This is a genomic window from Microcystis sp. LE19-84.1B, assembly GCF_027531875.1.
GTDB classification, from domain to species: Bacteria; Cyanobacteriota; Cyanobacteriia; order Cyanobacteriales; family Microcystaceae; genus Microcystis; species Microcystis panniformis.
This window is the reverse complement of the sequence record NZ_JAPZSR010000049.1, coordinates 1-2,002: the sequence shown is the minus strand read 5'-3', so window position 1 is coordinate 2,002 and position 2,002 is coordinate 1. Positions and strand designations below refer to the sequence as shown.

The following is a 2,002-nucleotide window of genomic DNA, read 5'->3' as shown; positions in this document are numbered from 1 at the left end:
TTTTAAGGATTCGGGATCGATCGCACCAGCAGAGTCAGAATACTGGTTAATACTGCCACTACCACGGGAATAATCAACGATTTTGCTCCCTTAAGGTCAGAGACATCCTGAATTAAAGCGTCCTGTGTTCCCTCTACTTTTTCCAATCGCCTATCAATACTTTTGAGTTCGGTTTTCACCTCGGCCATATCTACTTTTAGATCAGCGACATCTTTCTGTAAAGAGTCTAACTTGCCTTCGATTCTTGTTAGAACAGTTTCTAGGGAATAGGTGATAGTGACGGGGGATTGACTCATCTGAATTTCCGGGAATATTTGATCGCCTAGTAATATTGTAGCTGTAGGTTGGGTTTCACTATCGTTCAACCCAACCACCGAGGATTTATGTCGGGTTTCTACAAATTTACCAACCCTACCCCGATGTCGGGGGGGCAAGGGGGGGAAGCTTTAAGCCGTAGAAACCCAACCACCGAGGATTTATGTCGGGTTTCGTTGCCTCAACCCGACCTACGAATTTACTTTTCTTTTCACTGATAACTGTTTACTTTTTCCCTTAAAACACCTTTTCCTCCGTCACCAGAGTAATACCTGTCCATTCTCCCTTCTGATCATAAGAACGAATTAAGCGCTGTCTTTGAGTAGGAGAAAGTAACCAACCCACCTCTAAAACAAAAGGATGACCAGCAGTAATTTTCAGAGGTGTATTACAGGAAGCTCCATCGGGCAGTAGCAGAATTTGCACCGGCAGCGGACTATTTTCAAACAACAATCTTTGTCCCTCAATACGAGCGCTAGAAGTGATTTGATTATCGCCAAAAGTCAAAGTTTGCGAGAGATAATTATCCCCCTGACGCTCGATCGATATATGGGTAGAATAGGCAGCAGAATTATAAAAATCCCGTCCCGTTGTCACCGCTTGTCCTCGCCATTGACCCAGTAATTGCTCCACCGTTAACATCGCTCTTTCTGGTGACTGAGAATCAACTAACTTTTCCCGAATTAAAGTCAAGCGATCGAACTCACAGCGTTCATTAAATAACTGGACGATTCTTAATCGTCTTTCCCCGGAGATTAAGCCAAATTCTGCCCCGAATTGTGAGGAAAAACTACTAAAATATAAAGAACCTTGGCAAAAAGCTCCCGTCTGGCTAAATAGAATACCCTGATGGAGAGAACTATACTCTAAAATTAAATCTTCCGGCGCTCGATCGCTGTAGAGACGGCGAACCAATTGACGAATCGATCGATTATTATTAATGCCTTGCAAAGATACCAAAGTCGGGGTATCTTCGATCAAGTCGCCTTGGGGAGACAGACGGGTAAAAGAACCTTGCCATTGACCGAGATTTTTGAGTAAACATTCCCACTGGGAGAGCATAATAATTGAAGTAATTGGGGGAAATAGGACAAAATACATGGGAACAATTCGATTAATGCACGCCAAACTCCATCGAGTGCGCGTCAGCGAGGCTAACGTCGATTATGTCGGCAGTATCACTATCGATCGAGAATTGATTGAGCGGGTCGGCATTTTGCCGCTTGAAGAGGTGGATGTGGTCAATCTTAGCAATGGTAAGCGCTTTTCCACCTACGTTTTTCCGGGCCAAACTGGGGAAATTTGCCCCAACGGTGGTGCGGCGCTGCTCTGTCAACCCGGAGATATTTTGATTATCTATGCCTACGAACAACGTCCGAGGCAAGAAGTTCTCGAAAACGGTCATTTTGCCAAAGTTCTCGTCGCTGATGCTGAAAATCGCTGTCAGCAATTTTTTGAACAGAGCCTAATTCCCCGGGGTGATGGTCGGGGAGTGGAATTCTATAGCCAAGAATGCTGATTCTTGTCCTCAATTTGTTAACTTTCCCGTCATCGGAAATTTTGGGTCTGAAACCCCGCCGTTCTAGGTTGGCTTTACGTTAGAATTAAAAGGCCAGTCTCGAAAACCAAGTGGACGGCGCAGCACCTTGAAAACTCGGCTTAGGGGGTTCCGACCAGAAAAGCTTGG

The 2,002-nt window shown here is 45.0% G+C and carries 3 protein-coding genes; 1 reads left to right on the top strand and 2 read right to left on the bottom strand.

Features of this window, described 5'->3' with window-relative positions:
- Window positions 1-2: 2 nt before the first annotated feature.
- Window positions 3-296, bottom strand: a complete 294-nt coding sequence (locus O9324_RS02420) for a shikimate dehydrogenase (RefSeq protein ID WP_043995933.1) — start codon at window positions 294-296, stop codon at window positions 3-5.
- 256 nt (window positions 297-552) lie between these two features.
- Window positions 553-1,377, bottom strand: coding sequence for a DUF3598 family protein (locus tag O9324_RS02415; RefSeq protein WP_287725966.1), 825 nt, complete (start codon window positions 1,375-1,377; stop codon window positions 553-555).
- Between the two features lie 37 nt (window positions 1,378-1,414).
- On the opposite strand from O9324_RS02415, the gene panD reads away from it, so the two are divergent.
- Window positions 1,415-1,834: an aspartate 1-decarboxylase gene (gene panD / locus O9324_RS02410; RefSeq protein ID WP_052277873.1), complete on the top strand. Its 420-nt coding sequence runs from the start codon at window positions 1,415-1,417 to the stop codon at window positions 1,832-1,834.
- Window positions 1,835-2,002 lie beyond the last annotated feature (168 nt).